Genomic DNA, 13,060 nt, shown 5'->3' with positions numbered 1-13,060 from the left:
GCGCGCCACCCGCGAGGCCCTGGTCGCGCGCGGCCGCGACAAATTGCCGTCACTGCTCGGCACTCCGGCAGCCGGCGAGAGCGCAGGTGGCGAGATCTTTGACGGCGATACCGAGGTCGCGACCTTCCCGGGCGACCTACCGGTAGATGCCGAGGCGCTGTTCAACAGCGTGGACGCGTTCCACGGCCTCTCCAGCGCGTCAGCCGAGCAGACCGACTTCCGCTTCCTGCGCTTCCGGCCGCCGCTGCTGGAGCCCGCACCTGACGGCGCGCCGTCGCTGCCCCATATTCGTCTGGACCGCGCCCTTCAGTTCCTGATCGGAGACCGGCTGCAATGAGCGAACGTGTCAAACCATCCGTTAAGGATTCTTTGCGTCGCCGTCCCGCGACGTTCCGGCTCGACGATCGCGGCGTCGTCGTGGTCGACGCGGACGAGGCCACGCGCCCTGCCCGCGGCACCATCCAGATCACGCCGGAGGCAGACCCTGCGCAACTGCCTGTCGTGGTCGAGGCAATCCTGCCGGCCCGGCGCGGCTTCCGCTGGGGCGCGCTGCTCTGGACCTCGGTCGCGGGCCTCGTGCTGCTCGGCCTCGGCCTGAGCGTCACCCATCTGATCGAGGATTTGTTCGCGCGCAGCGAAGGACTTGGTTTTATCGGCGCCGGCTTTGCAGCGGCCGCGGCGCTGGCACTGATCGCTATCATCGCCCGCGAGGCTTACGGCCTGATCCGGCTCGCCACGATCGAGAAGCTGCACCGCCGCGCTGCCGAGGTGCTGCTGTCGGACGATCGCAAGGAGAGCCGCGCGGTGGTCGCCGATCTCGTCAAGATCGCGCACCAGAACCCGCGGCTGGCGCGGGCACGGGTCGCGCTGTCAAGCCATACCAATGAGATCATTGACGGCGCCGACATGATCAAGCTGGCCGAGCGCGAGCTGATGTCACCGCTCGATCTGGAGGCACGGCGGCTGGTCTCATCGGCCGCACAGCGCGTCTCGGTGGTGACGGCCATTAGCCCGCGAGCCGTCGTCGACGTGCTGTTCGTGCTTGCGGCCGCGCTGCGGCTGATCCGGCAATTGGCGCGGCTCTATGGCGGCCGGCCCGGCGCGCTCGGCATGATCAGCCTCGCGCGCCAAGTGGTCGCGCATCTCGCCATCACCGGCGGCATGGCCGCGAGCGATAGCCTGGTGCAGCAAGTGCTGGGACACGGCATCGCGGCAAAGCTGTCGCAGCGGCTCGGCGAAGGCATCCTCAACGGCCTGCTGACCGCACGGCTCGGCCTCGCCGCCATCGACGTGACGCGTCCCCTGCCCTTCAATGCATTGCCGCGGCCCGTGCTCGCTGATCTCGCCAAGGATCTCCTGCGCAAGCGCGAGGAGGAGGAATAAATCAGGCGCGCGCGGTCACGTCCGATGGATTGCCCGCCAACCAACGCCACTGGTACAGCGGCGAATCCCGCGGCGGCGACAGCTCCGGCGTCCAGCCGGTGAGCTTCTCTAACGTGTAGGTGTCGGCGACGACGCCCCGCCAGACGCGCTGCACGTGCTCCAGCGGTTCGCGGACGGCGGTGGTCGCTGTCCACAGCGCGGCATCGTCCGGATCCCGCGCAACATAGAGCCCAGTATGGCCTGCGATCTGGTCCGTGCCGGGATCGCGGAAGCCCATGAAGCGCGCGCGCTCGTTGATCTGGATCACCGGTACGCGGCCGCGGAAGAACCAGCGCATCATGGCATAGGTTCGGTAATCGGATGTCGCGATCCAGCTCGCGCCGGTCTTTTGCAGCTCCACTTCCGCGCGCGCCACCACCTGCTCATAGCCGGCCTCGCCGCCGATCGGATCGGTCTTGCCGATGAGATTCCAGGGCGCTGCGACGTAGTAGAGGAAGACTACCACCACTGCCGCGATGCCGCTGACGACGGCGATCCGCGCCCAGCGAATGGTCGAGCGAAGCATCCAGGCCGGCCGGTTTTCGCGCGCCAGCATGACGATGTTGATCGCGACCGCGGCGAAGCCGATCGGCCACATGAACATCGGCCAGGTGTCGCCGACGCGCAAGGTCAGCGATTTCCAGAGGAAGTAGAGGAAAGGGACCAGCACCGCGGTCGACAGCAGGATCGCGACCGGTTCGCGCGTGCGATAGCCACGCCAGGCGGTGAGCAAGAGGCCGGAGAGCGTCACCGGCAGCAGCACGAAGCCGACCAGGCCGAACTGCATGCCGATATACTCGCCGACCGTACGCAGCGAGACATCGCGGGCTGCGGTGGCGCGCACCAGCTGGAATTTGAACGAGGCCCAATCGTGTTGCGCATTCCAGATCAGAACCGGCGAGAACAGCAGCACCGCGATCAGCGCCGCCGCCCAGGGGTAAGGGCTGAACAGCCAGCGGCGGCGCCAGGCCGGCACCAGCGTGAACGCGACCACCGCCGGCAGCAGCATCACGACGGTAAATTTCGACAGCAGCGCGAGGCCGCCGAACAATCCGGCGGCGAGCCACCAGCGTGCATCGTTGCTTTCAGTGAGCCGCACCAACGCCCACATCATCGCTACCGCAAACGGGATCGCCGCGGTGTCCGGCGAAACCTTGGCCATCAACAGGCCGTAATAGACCGCAGCCTCAGGCAGCAGCACGGCGAGCACGACGGCGCGCGCGTTATGCGTGACGCGGCGAACGATATCGGCCAGCAACAGCTGCGTGGCCGCCATCGCCAAAATGCCGGCAAAGCGCACGCCGAGATTGCCGTCGCCGAAGATCGAGGTCCCCAGCTTGATGAACCAGGCGATCATGGGCGGGTGATCGAGGAAACAGAGCTGCGGCAGCTCCTTCGACCAGGTCCAGTAATAGGCCTCGTCGGTGCGCAGATCGAGCACGCCGGCATAGACGATGCGCATCACCGTCATCGCGACGATGATAAGCGCGGCAACCAGCAATGGCCGGCGCGCGAAACCGGAGGAACTGAGCCTGATTGTATCGGGGGAAGCTGTCACGGCGCGCTTTCTTCCCCAGGCGGCCCGGCAAGTCAACGTTTCCCCGCGCGCCGACCCATGACATCCGCAATGTGGCTACGTGCCTCATGATGACCAGGACGGTCACCGACTTGCTCCGCTGTCATCGTCCGCGACGGCGGACGATCCAGTATTCCAGCGACTGTTGTGGTAAATCGAGCGGCTGCGGCGTACTAGATCCCCGCCTGCGCGGGGATGACCCCGGATGGTGCCGGCTGCAGTTTAGGACCACCCCTCGGTTGCCAGACGTAGCGCCAGCCGTCCGGGCGGAATAAATCGATCATATTCCTGTTCATGATCTCATGAGTCGCATGCGCGCCAGCACCTATCAATCTCTCCGGACGATCCTGCGCGGCATCGGCGTGCGACAGATCCGGCTCGCCTGCGCGCTGGTGCTGTTCAGCTATCTGCTCAGCCATTTCCTTAACCATGGGCTTGGCATCATCTCGCCACAGGCGCTGGCCGACGGCGTCGCCTTTCACGTCGCCTTCTGGCGCTTCCTTCCCGTGGCGATCGTGTTCTACACAGCGGCCATCGTGCATGGCGGCCTTGGAATCTGGGCGCTGTACCAGCGGCGACAATTCAGCCGGAGGGCCATCGAGCCGCTGCAGCTCGTGCTTGGCCTCAGCATTCCTGCCCTCATCTTCGCGCACATCGTCGGCGTACGGCTCGGACAGGCGATGTACGGGCATGACAAGCTGTATCCGCAGGTGCTGTACGCCTATTGGGTGACTTCGCCCGCGCGCGTCTGGCTGATGACGATAACCGTGCTCGTCGCTTGGATCCATGGCTGCATTGGGTTGCATTTCTGGCTGCGGATGAAACGCTTCTACCGACGTGCCGCCCCGTGGCTGCTGGGCTGCGCGGTGCTGATCCCGACCTTAGCGCTGCTCGGCTTCTACCAGGGCGGCCGCACCATCCGCGCCGAGAGCACCGCGCCGCAGTGGCGCGCCGACAATGTCTCTGAGCGGCAGATGGGCACGCCAACCGAGCAGATGACGCTCGAGGACATCGCCAATGGCTTCCTGATCGCCTATCTCGGGCTGCTCGCTGCCGCGCTGCTCGCCCGCGCCGTGCGGACGCTGCATGAACGCCGCGGCGGCATCATCACGCTGTCCTACAACAACGGGCGCATCGTGCGCGTGCCGAAAGGCCTCAGCGTGCTCGAGGCCAGCCTGCGCCACAACGTGCCGCATGCCAGCGTCTGCGGCGGACGTGCCCGCTGCTCGACCTGTCGCATCCGCATCATCGGCGACTGCAGCCAGTTGCCGCCGCCGTCACCACGCGAAGCCTTTGTGCTCGCCCAGGTTGGCGCCACCGACCCGTCGATCCGGCTGGCCTGCCAATTGCGCCCGTCCGGCGATCTCTCCTTCTTCCAGCTGTTCATGCCGAGCGTCATGTCGGCCAATACCCATGCGGCGTCACCGGCCCGAATCGGACAGGAGCGCTATCTCGTCAGCCTGTTCGTCGACATGCGCGGCTCGACGCGGCTCGCCGAGACGCGGCTGCCGTTCGACACCGTGTTCATCGTCAATCGCTTTCTCGGCGCGGTCTCCCAGGCGGTGATTGCCAGCGGCGGGCAACCTAATCAGTTCGTCGGCGACGGCATGCTGGCGCTGTTCGGCCTTGCAACCGACCCGGCCGCCGCCTGCCGCCAAGCGATATCGGCCGCAGCCGCGATCGCGGGGCATGTCGCGGAGCTCAACGATCTCCTCTGCCACGACCTGCGCGAGCCGATCCGCTTCGGCATCGGCATCCATGGCGGCGAGGTGATCGTCGGCGAGATCGGCTATCGCGACCACATGGTGTTCACCGCGCTCGGCGACGCCGTCAATGTCGCCGCGCGGTTGCAGGACATGACCAAGAGCTTGGGCTGCGAGGTCATCATCTCCGACCAGGTTTGCGTCGCCGCCGGTCTCGCGGCCGATGCACTTGATTCCCGGGAGGTCGAGATCCGCGGCCGCACCGAGCCGTTGCATGTCCGCACCGCTGAAACGGCGAAGGCAGTGGCGACGCTGCTCGAAGAGCGGGAGGTGATCGCGGTCTGACAAGCGCGTCTTGCTGCATCGCGAGCGATGCTGCGGGAAGTCGACAATTGACTCCACGCAGACCGTTGCGACTAATGGTCGGCGGAAGACCCACAGAGTCGGTGGCGACCGGCTCTGGCAATGAAGCTTCGGAGGAAGCAATGCTTGATCGACGGACGCTGATGAAGCGCGCCGGCTGGGCCGCTGTCGCAGCGAGCCTCGGCCCTGTCGGGGCCTTGGCGGAGACGGTGAGCCTGCCGTTCGGCAACGGCGAGCGGCCCCTGGTGAAATATCCGCAGAAGCGGAGCATGATCGGGCTGACCAGCCGCCCGCCGCAGCTCGAGACGCCGTTTGCGATCTTCAACGACGGCCCGATCACGCCGAACAACGCCTTCTTCGTGCGCTATCATCTTGCCGACGTGCCGCTCAACATCGACCCCGACACGTTCACGCTCAGCGTGACCGGCAAGGTCGATCGGCCGCAGAAGCTTTCGCTGAAGGACATCCGGAAGCTCAAGGCGGTCGAACTCGTAGCCGTCAACCAGTGCTCGGGCAACAGCCGCGGCTTCTTCGAGCCGCGCGTCGCCGGGGGCCAGCTCGGCAACGGCGCCATGGGCAATGCGCGCTGGCACGGCGTGCCACTGAAGACGGTGCTGGACCTGGCCGGCGTGCAGGCCGGCGCCAAGCAGGTCACCTTCAACGGCATGGATGGTCCGGTCAGCGACAGGACGCCGGATTTCGTCAAGGCGCTCGACATCGATCACGCAAGCGACGGCGAAGTCATGCTGGCCTACGGCATGAACGGCGACGATCTGCCGGTGCTCAACGGCTTTCCGCTGCGGCTCATCGTGCCCGGCTACTACGGCACCTACTGGGTCAAGCATCTCAACGAGATCACCGTTATCGACAGCACGTTCGACGGCTTCTGGATGAAGTCGGCCTACCGGATCCCGGATACGCCCTGCCATTGCGTCGAGCCGGGGACGGCGCCGAAGGCGACGATCCCGATCAACCGTTTCACGGTGCGCTCTTTCATCACCAATGTCGCCGACGGCGCCAAGGTGAAGGCGGGCCGCACCATGCTGAAGGGCATCGCCTTCGACGGCGGCAGCGGCATCAAGCAGGTCGCGGTCTCGACCAACGGCGGCGCGAGCTGGACGCAGGCCAAGCTCGGCAAGGATCTCGGCAAATACTCGTTTCGCGAATGGAAGCTACCGGTGAAGTTCGCCGCGGGCGCGCATGAGCTCAAGGTCCGCGCCACCAGCAATGCTGGCGAGGTGCAGCCGGCTGAGCCGCGCTGGAATCCGGCCGGCTATCTGCGCAATGTCATCGAGACAGTGCGCGTCACGGCCGCCTGAGGAGATCAGCCATGCGACACATCGCTCTCGCGAGCTTCATCCTGGCTGTCATTGTCTCGGCCGCCGGCGCCGCGCCCATTGCGTACAACCTGCCTGAAGAGACCGCGGCGTTCCGGCCAGGTCCCAATCTGGACGTGGTGAAGAACAATTGCACCGGCTGCCATTCCGCCGACTACATCAATACCCAGCCGCAGGGTCCCAAATACAAGAAGGACTTCTGGCAGGCCGAGGTCACAAAGATGATCAAGGTCTATGGCGCGCCGATCGAGGAGGCTGATGTCGGCAAGATCGTCGACTATCTTGCGGCGACCTATTGAACCTCATCGCCTCTGATAGAGTCTTAGTCTGACGGAGCTGGCAGGACAGCGAACGGGGCGGCGGCCAAAAGCCGCAAAGACGCCACGATATCGATCATTTCACGCCAAATCCGCCCGCTGTTTGCGCTACCAAGCTTGGCGCGACCGGCGTATCTTGTTTGACCGGGCAAGGCGGCGCGCGGGGACCACCTGCCCAGATCGATATTGATCCCGCGGAGGCAACGTATGGCTAAAGGTACCGTCAAGTGGTTCAACCCGACGAAGGGCTACGGATTCATTCAGCCCGCATCGGGCGGCAAAGACATTTTCGTTCATATCTCTGCAGTGCAGAAGGCCGGTCTCGCCACGCTCGATGAAGGCCAATCGGTCGAGTATGAAGAGATCGCCAATCGCGGCAAGAGCTCGGCCGAGAACCTGAAGGTCTAGTGCGAAGGCGCCATCTGAAGATATCTGCGGCGCGCGACGTCAACCCATCAAATTAGTACGTTCATCAACAGGAGCGGGACCCGCTCCTGGTATACTGCGTCTTTCCAATTGATCTGCAATTTCAGCGCGCTGCGATGCTGCGCTAACCATTGCCTCGCTCCCCGACATGGGTCAAATGACGCTCCAACCTCCGACGTACGCTCACGAAATTCCAGCGTACGGAAACAAGAAATGAGAGCGGGAGCGACGATCGATGGATGACAACAGCCAGGGCAAAGGCATCTTCCACGGCCTCAAGGTGCTGGATTGCGCGAGCTTCATCGCCGCACCGGCAGCTGCGACCGTGCTGTCGGATTTCGGTGCCGACGTCATCAAGATCGAGCCGCCCGGCGCCGGCGACCCCTACCGCAATCTGCCCAACCTGCCCGGTTATCCGCGCAGCGAGCACAATTATGCTTGGCACCTGGAGGCGCGCAACAAGCGCAGCATCGCGCTCGATCTGGCCAAGCCGGAGGCGCAGGCCGTGCTGCAACGGCTGGTCGCGGATGCCGACGTCTTCATCACCAACTTTCCACCGACGGTGCGCAAGAAGCTCGGCCTGAGCTACGAGACGCTGGGCCCGCTGAACCCGCGGCTGATCTACGCCTCCTTCACCGGCTATGGCGAAAAAGGCGCGGAGGCCGACAAGCCCGGCTTCGACAGCAATGCCTATTGGGCACGGTCCGGCCTGATGGATCTGGTACGCGCCGACGAGCACACGACGCCGGCCCGCTCCGTGGCCGGCATGGGCGACCATCCTTGCGCGATGGCGTTCTACGGTGCCATCGTCACCGCGCTCTATCAGCGGGAGCGCACCGGCAAGGGCAGCCACGTCGCCTCCAATCTGATGGCGAACGGCGTCTGGGCCGCCTCGGTGCTGGCGCAGGCCAAGCTGTGCGGCGCCACCTTCTCGGAGCGGAAGCCGCGCGAGCGTGCCCTGAACGCGGTCGCCAATCATTATCGCTGCAAGGACGATCGCTGGATCCTGCTGTCGCTGCTCAATGAGGAGAAGCAGTTTCCGATTCTGGCCCGCTGCCTCGGCCGCGAGGAATTGATCACCGATCCGCGCTTCGTCACCAAAGCCGACCGTCACGCCCATTCGGTCGAGCTGATCCACGAGTTCGACGCCACCTTTGCGACCCGGCCGCTCGCCGAATGGCGGCAGGCCCTTGACGGCAACGGCCTAGTGTTCGGCGTGGTCGGCATCCTCGACGACATCCCGAACGACCGGCAAATGATCGAGAACGAGGTGCTGGTGCCGTTCGAGAACGACACCATGCTGACGGTCAACAGCCCGATCTGGATCGACGGCACCCGCAAGGTGCAGCCGCGCAAGCCGCCCGGGCTCGGCGAGCACTCGGACGAAATCCTGCGCGAGGTCGGCTTCGACGACGCGGCGATCGGGAAGCTGCGCTCGGGCGGCGCTGTCGGCTGAGATCAGTGGCGCAGCCAGCCCCAGCCAATCCAGATCGCAATGGCGCCGACGATGATCGCGAACCCGATCGTCCAGGCGCTGACGCGGAACGCGCCGGTGGCTTGGCGCACCTCCTCGTTCTCGGCGATTTGCTGATTGCGTTCCTTGTTCTTCTCCTCCTGGGTCGTCATCATCAGCTCCCCTGCTGCAGCTGGTGCGAGCTTAACGCAGAAACATGTCGGGCGTTCGCCAAAAGCTCCGCCCGTCAGTGGGTGGAGATGAAGCACATTCCCATCCGCGTCGTCGGGCCGGCCTGACAGGCCAAGCCGGAGGCACAGGTCCAGGCGCTGAAGCTCTTGTCGTTGTCGGCCTCGTCGTCGTGCCGCACGTAACAATGACCACCCCAACCGTCACTGTATTCGGTCCCCGCAAGCTCCGTGCTGCCGCGGGTCTGCGGCCGGCTGGCAAAGCCGCGGGAAAAGTCCGGCTCCCGACCTTCGCGGAACGCCATCAGGATGTCGCGCCGACGCACCTGGTCGCCGAAGAAATGCGGCGAACCCGGCACCACGATCGTGTTCGACGGCTTTGCGGCCATCCAGTCGACTCCGGGGAAATGGAAGCCGCCAATGCCACGGGTTTGGTGACAGCCGCCGCAACCGATGTCGTTCAATCGCCGCTCGAAACCGGCGACGGACTGGATGTTTTCCATGGCGACGCCGCTCGCGGCGGCCTTCTGCAGAGCGCCGACGACGTCGTCCTTGCTGAAAACAGGTGCACGTGCGGCATCGTCGCCCTCAACCAGGCCAAAGGCCGGCTGCAGTGCTGAGTCCACGAAGCCTGTCGGTGTCGGCGCGATCGCGACCTTGGCCAGGAATTTGTCCGGGATCAGTGCGGTGCCGCGATCGAGTTCCCCGAGATGCGCCGGCTGCAGTAGCCAATCCTTGAACTCGCGCGCCAAGTCGGCATCTGCAAGCAGCCGGTCGCGGTCGATCTGGTCCTCCAGCACGGCCTCGTCGAAGGTGCCGTGCTCGGGGTGATAGTCGAACACCTTCATCATATAGTCGGTGCGGAAATCGCGGATCGTGGATTTTGGCGCGTGCGCGACCTGCAGGTTGGTCTCGATCCGCAGGATATTGTCGGGCCCGATCAGCGCCAGCGGACCGGTGGTGTCGGTCAGCTTCGCCGCGAGTTCAGCACCTGTGAGAGTGAGCTCCGCGGTATCGAGCCAGCGCCGCGCGATCTCGGCGCAGGTCGGCGTGTTGCCGGCCGCCTGTGCATCGCTGCGCGCCTTCAGGACCAGATTGAGCGTCATCGGCAGCCGCATCGAGACGGCCTCGGCGCCAGCTTCCGGCAGCGCGGTGCGCGCCAGCCGGTAGATCAAACGGATCTCGCCGCAATGGGCCGGATCGGCGTAGGCGCGGTCCATCCGGTTGACGACCCCGGACAGCACAAAGCGGGCGTCCTGGGAGTCCAGCACCGAGCGATCGAACAATTGAAGCGCAAAGGACGAGCCGACGCCGATGCTCTCGTCGGGCAAGGTCGCCTTGTGCTTCTCGATATAGCGATCGAATTCGGCATTGAGCGCCTTGCGCAGCTGAAACATCGCCGGCAGCGCGAACAAGTCGGTGTCGGTCAGCGCGGCATCGGCAGCGCGGCCTGGCGCCAGCATGCGGCCGAGACCAAGCGCGCCGTGATCGAGCTCGCGCAAGGCCGAGGGCTCGATGATGGCAGCGCCCCGCTCCAGCGGCGCAGCCTCGTCGGCATGCGCAAGCTGCATGCATCCCAGCATCACGAAAGCCAGCACAGACAACCGCAAGAGGCGCCTCCTCGTCCGAAACAACAGCGCGACGCACGGTTTATTCAGTCACGTCTCGCGCGGACTTGCTAGCGGAGGAAAATAGCCGAATAGCGGAGAGCTGCGGGCAATAAAGCAACGGAGCGCCTCACGTCGGAGTGAAGCGCCCCGTCGGCAGATGAGTTCTCTCAGCGCGAGACCACGAGGCCCTTGCTGGTCACGACCACCCAGCGGCCGTCCTGCTTGCGGATCGCATCGACCTTGCCGAGCCCGGGGACCGGATCGCCGGCATAGACTTCGTAAAGGCCCTGCCGTCCTTCGATCAGGGCGCCGCCGCGGCCGACATCGCGCAGCACCCAACCGTCGACGACCGGAAGCCGGCCGACCACGGGCGGAGCGGCAGCGGACTGGGCCGGCACGCCGGCCGCCGTCATGGCCGTCGGCTGGGACGTCGCAGGCGTGACGGAGGCCGTGGTCTCCCGCTCCCGCGCGGCCGCCGTCTCCCGTTCCCGTGCAGCTGCAGCAGGCGTCTCTCGTTCCCTGCCGGTGGCAGGCGTTGCCGCCGCGGAGGCCTGCGCGGTACGCAACCGCTCCACCGCTTCGCTCAGCTTCTGCAACTCGCCGGGCTTCGCGACTTTCGCCAGCTCGCCTTGGGTCTTTTCGACCTTGTCCAGACGCTCGGAGGCCTTGTTGAGCTCGACAAGGCTGGTCTGGTTGGTCTGCTCCAGGCTCGCCTTCAGCGTCGCAATGTCATTTTCAATCTTGCCCACTGACGCGCTGAGCTCGGGATTCCCGTTCGCCGCCGCAGCCGTCGCCTGACCGCGCGAGCCGTGCAGCAGTGCCATGGTCGCGAGCGCACCGCCGACAGCGCCGGCCAATACGGCGAGCGCCAGCATCGCTGCGATCGGGAGTGCACGCCTGGCAACCGGCGGCGCCACGGAAGCCCGCGATGGATCGGGCCGCTCGGTCTTTGCTGCAGGGTTGGCAGCATCGGCCCCCGCGGCTGGCGCAGACGGTGTTTCGGAGCTTGCGTCCGCCGTAGCAGCGGCGGCCGCTGGCGCGAACACGGGTTCGGCGCGCACGCTGTCGTTGGCCGCCGGCGCCATCACCAGCCTAGCGGCCTTGGTCAAATCCTTGGGCGAATCCTTGCCCAAATCCTTCGGCGCGGCGGAGCCGACGGGTTCGGCCTTCGATTCGCCGGCGACGGCCAGGGCGGGAGCACCGGCCGCAAGGCTTGCAAGCGCGAGTCTCGACGCGTCTGCCTTTGCAGGCTCGATCTTCGCTGGGGCTAGGTCCATCGTCTCCGGCTTGATCGGCTCAACCTTGGCCAGCTCGATCTCGATGGGATCCGGCTTGATCTGATCGAGCCCGATCGCGTTGGCCTCGGCCTGCTCTGCCGTGGTTCGCTCGATCTCGGGCGCGTCGGCTTTCGGCGCCTCATGGTCGGCCGCGATCATGGGAGATTCGACCTGATGGATCGCAGGAAGGGCGGCGTCCACCGCGTCCGGCCTGACCAAGGCCGATCCCGCAGCGGCATGACTTGTGACGACCGGCTCCGCACCGATGGAGCCGCCGCTGATCTGTCCGGCGTGTTGCTCACTCACGTTCGCATTCTCCAGATGATGTTGAGCCTTTGGTAACTTTCCATGTCTTGCCAAATCCTTACTTCCGGCGCTCTTACCGAAATTTTAGGAAGTTGTCCGGGGCGCTTTTGTGCCGAGAACATGGAGGCCATATGGCAGGACTGGCCGCTTTCAGTTCCATCAGCCGCTGCCCGGCGATCCAGTCCAGCTCTGATCGGGATCGCCACACCGAGGTTCCCGGCCCGCGCCATCAGGATCAGCGTGCGCGGGACCTGGCCCGCGCCGGCATCGTATTTGAGGCCGATACGAATGATGCGTGAGAGGATCGTATCGCGGGAGCTTTCAACCTCGCCCTCGCTGACATGAGCCGCGCCGAGTACGCCGTCTCGACGCAGCACGGCGGTGAGATGCTCAGCCGGAGCGCCTCTGGAAGCGACGATGTCATCACGTGCTCTCACTACATAACGTCCGCTCGGGACTTCGATGAAGTCCGCACTCCGATCGGGCGGCCACGGCGCACATCACTGCGTTCGGACCTATTGCGGGCCGAGCGCGATGCGCATGATGGCGCCGTCCTTGGTCATCGCGATCCGCCATTCCGCCGTGCCGTTGGCGAAATGTCCCATGTAGACGTCGCTGCCGATCCAGGTCACGCCGCGGAACGACACCGCACGCAGCGCGCCAAGCCGCGCCAGGATCGCCCGGTCCCGTGCCAGTTGCTGGCGCGTCTGCGCGGCGACCTCGGGCGTCATCGCCACCTCATCAAGATCGTCGGCGGTGACAGCCTCGATATAGCGGCGCAACGCGTCCTCGCTGCCGGGGAACGGCGCCGTGCGTGGTCGCCCGGGCTGCGCGACCGCGCCCGATTGGGAAATCTCGATGCTGTGGTAGTGCGTCCGCTGACCCGGCAACAGGATCTCGAGGCATTGTCCGTTACGGTCAGCGATCACCAGGGGGCGGCCGACATCGGTGAGCAGCCAGGAGGTCGTGTTGTCGCTCATCGTGCCGCGCGCCACGCGCTTGCCATCGGCGCCGAGGCTGAAGGGATGGATATCATCGCCGCTCGCGTTGAAGAGCATGACCTTGATCGGAATCGCCTCGGT

Annotated in this window: 12 protein-coding genes and 1 pseudogene; 7 read left to right on the top strand and 6 right to left on the bottom strand. The window is 65.5% G+C overall.

Annotated features, from left to right (window positions below; translation table 11 throughout):
* Both WA702_RS09025 and WA702_RS09020 read left to right on the top strand, forming a co-directional pair.
* Nucleotides 1–337: YcjX family protein (locus WA702_RS09025; RefSeq protein WP_425110175.1), on the top strand; the 337-nt coding region annotated here is incomplete at its 5' end.
* Nucleotides 334–1,383 (top strand): YcjF family protein, encoded by a 1,050-nt coding sequence (locus WA702_RS09020; protein ID WP_425110174.1) that lies wholly within the window; start codon nucleotides 334–336, stop codon nucleotides 1,381–1,383. The genes WA702_RS09025 and WA702_RS09020, both read left to right, overlap by 4 nt.
* A gap of 1 nt (nucleotide 1,384) precedes the next feature.
* Here the strand turns inward: WA702_RS09020 and WA702_RS09015 are convergent, their stop codons facing one another.
* Nucleotides 1,385–2,893 (bottom strand): glycosyltransferase family 39 protein, encoded by a 1,509-nt coding sequence (locus WA702_RS09015; protein WP_425110177.1) that lies wholly within the window; start codon nucleotides 2,891–2,893, stop codon nucleotides 1,385–1,387.
* Nucleotides 2,894–3,309: 416 nt separating this feature from the next.
* On the opposite strand from WA702_RS09015, the gene WA702_RS09010 reads away from it, so the two are divergent.
* The 5 genes from WA702_RS09010 to WA702_RS08990 all read left to right on the top strand — a co-directional run bounded on the left by WA702_RS09010 (nucleotide 3,310) and on the right by WA702_RS08990 (nucleotide 8,600).
* Complete coding sequence (locus WA702_RS09010) at nucleotides 3,310–5,046, top strand: adenylate/guanylate cyclase domain-containing protein (RefSeq protein WP_425110173.1); 1,737 nt, start codon at nucleotides 3,310–3,312, stop codon at nucleotides 5,044–5,046.
* A 140-nt stretch (nucleotides 5,047–5,186) separates the two neighbouring features.
* On the top strand, nucleotides 5,187–6,383 hold the full coding sequence (locus tag WA702_RS09005) for a molybdopterin-dependent oxidoreductase (RefSeq protein ID WP_425110172.1): 1,197 nt from the start codon (nucleotides 5,187–5,189) through the stop codon (nucleotides 6,381–6,383).
* Between the two features lie 11 nt (nucleotides 6,384–6,394).
* Nucleotides 6,395–6,700: a cytochrome c gene (locus tag WA702_RS09000; protein WP_425110171.1), complete on the top strand. Its 306-nt coding sequence runs from the start codon at nucleotides 6,395–6,397 to the stop codon at nucleotides 6,698–6,700.
* 225 nt (nucleotides 6,701–6,925) lie between these two features.
* Nucleotides 6,926–7,126 carry a cold-shock protein gene (locus tag WA702_RS08995; RefSeq protein WP_425110170.1) on the top strand — a complete coding sequence of 67 codons (201 nt, stop codon included), beginning with the start codon at nucleotides 6,926–6,928 and terminating at the stop codon, nucleotides 7,124–7,126.
* A 253-nt stretch (nucleotides 7,127–7,379) separates the two neighbouring features.
* Nucleotides 7,380–8,600 carry a CaiB/BaiF CoA transferase family protein gene (locus WA702_RS08990; RefSeq protein WP_425110169.1) on the top strand — a complete coding sequence of 407 codons (1,221 nt, stop codon included), beginning with the start codon at nucleotides 7,380–7,382 and terminating at the stop codon, nucleotides 8,598–8,600.
* A 2-nt stretch (nucleotides 8,601–8,602) separates the two neighbouring features.
* On the opposite strand, the gene WA702_RS08985 is transcribed toward WA702_RS08990, so the two are convergent.
* The 5 genes and pseudogenes from WA702_RS08985 to WA702_RS08965 form a co-directional block, all read right to left on the bottom strand.
* Entirely contained in the window at nucleotides 8,603–8,770 is a 168-nt protein-coding gene (locus tag WA702_RS08985) for a hypothetical protein (protein ID WP_425110168.1), read from the bottom strand.
* Nucleotides 8,771–8,844: 74 nt separating this feature from the next.
* The gene (locus WA702_RS08980; RefSeq protein WP_425110176.1) at nucleotides 8,845–10,368 is read right to left on the bottom strand and encodes a hypothetical protein; all 1,524 of its coding nucleotides are present in this window, start codon (nucleotides 10,366–10,368) and stop codon (nucleotides 8,845–8,847) included.
* Nucleotides 10,369–10,562: 194 nt separating this feature from the next.
* Nucleotides 10,563–11,978: a hypothetical protein gene (locus tag WA702_RS08975; RefSeq protein ID WP_425110167.1), complete on the bottom strand. Its 1,416-nt coding sequence runs from the start codon at nucleotides 11,976–11,978 to the stop codon at nucleotides 10,563–10,565.
* Nucleotides 11,975–12,415, bottom strand: a complete 441-nt coding sequence (locus WA702_RS08970; protein ID WP_425110166.1) for a hypothetical protein — start codon at nucleotides 12,413–12,415, stop codon at nucleotides 11,975–11,977. Before WA702_RS08970 ends, WA702_RS08975 begins: the two co-directional genes overlap by 4 nt.
* 78 nt (nucleotides 12,416–12,493) lie before the next feature.
* Nucleotides 12,494–13,060: pseudogene (locus WA702_RS08965) on the bottom strand (hypothetical protein); the annotation flags it as partial.

This window comes from Bradyrhizobium sp. (assembly GCF_049798375.1).
Classification (GTDB): domain Bacteria; phylum Pseudomonadota; class Alphaproteobacteria; order Rhizobiales; family Xanthobacteraceae; genus Bradyrhizobium.
This window is presented reverse-complemented; position numbering and strand designations above follow the sequence as displayed.

What these genes read in the sequence shown, in the direction of transcription:
- WA702_RS09020 (WP_425110174.1), top strand. Translation starts at nt 334, where the DNA reads ATGAGCGAACGTGTCAAACCATCCGTTAAGGATTCTTTGCGTCGCCGT.
- WA702_RS09015 (WP_425110177.1), bottom strand. Translation starts at nt 2,893, where the DNA reads ATGACGGTGATGCGCATCGTCTATGCCGGCGTGCTCGATCTGCGCACC.
- WA702_RS09010 (WP_425110173.1), top strand. Translation starts at nt 3,310, where the DNA reads ATGCGCGCCAGCACCTATCAATCTCTCCGGACGATCCTGCGCGGCATC.
- WA702_RS09005 (WP_425110172.1), top strand. Translation starts at nt 5,187, where the DNA reads ATGCTTGATCGACGGACGCTGATGAAGCGCGCCGGCTGGGCCGCTGTC.
- WA702_RS09000 (WP_425110171.1), top strand. Translation starts at nt 6,395, where the DNA reads ATGCGACACATCGCTCTCGCGAGCTTCATCCTGGCTGTCATTGTCTCG.
- WA702_RS08995 (WP_425110170.1), top strand. Translation starts at nt 6,926, where the DNA reads ATGGCTAAAGGTACCGTCAAGTGGTTCAACCCGACGAAGGGCTACGGA.
- WA702_RS08990 (WP_425110169.1), top strand. Translation starts at nt 7,380, where the DNA reads ATGGATGACAACAGCCAGGGCAAAGGCATCTTCCACGGCCTCAAGGTG.
- WA702_RS08985 (WP_425110168.1), bottom strand. Translation starts at nt 8,770, where the DNA reads ATGACGACCCAGGAGGAGAAGAACAAGGAACGCAATCAGCAAATCGCC.
- WA702_RS08980 (WP_425110176.1), bottom strand. Translation starts at nt 10,368, where the DNA reads ATGCTGGGATGCATGCAGCTTGCGCATGCCGACGAGGCTGCGCCGCTG.